The sequence below is a fragment of the Leifsonia sp. SIMBA_070 genome, assembly GCF_046534635.1.
Classification (GTDB): domain Bacteria; phylum Actinomycetota; class Actinomycetes; order Actinomycetales; family Microbacteriaceae; genus Leifsonia.
The window spans coordinates 1-241 of sequence record NZ_JAWRYK010000836.1 but is presented as its reverse complement, the minus strand read 5'-3'; the positions used below and the strand labels follow the sequence as shown (position 1 = coordinate 241).

1 protein-coding gene is annotated in these 241 nt (G+C 25.7%); it reads right to left on the bottom strand.

Annotated elements, in window-relative coordinates:
* A partial coding sequence (locus SB754_RS22565) for a hypothetical protein (protein ID WP_410784503.1) occupies positions 1–241 on the bottom strand: 241 nt, incomplete at both ends.

Below are 241 nucleotides of genomic sequence, written 5' to 3'. Positions count from 1 at the left end.
GTATTCATTATTGGTAGTAAAGTTCGGTAAATAAATTACGTTTTTTGCTTTCAACACTTTTTCTGACCAATTTTTAAGATTTTGATTTACTGCTATAATTCCATTAAAGAAAGGATTTGTTAACTTCAAAACAAAATGTGGTCTATCTGCTAAAAATTCATTATTCCCATAATGATCATGTCTAATAATTTTTATTGAAGGCAAAGTCAACTTTAAAAGAAACGCTAAAAAAAATGATGTA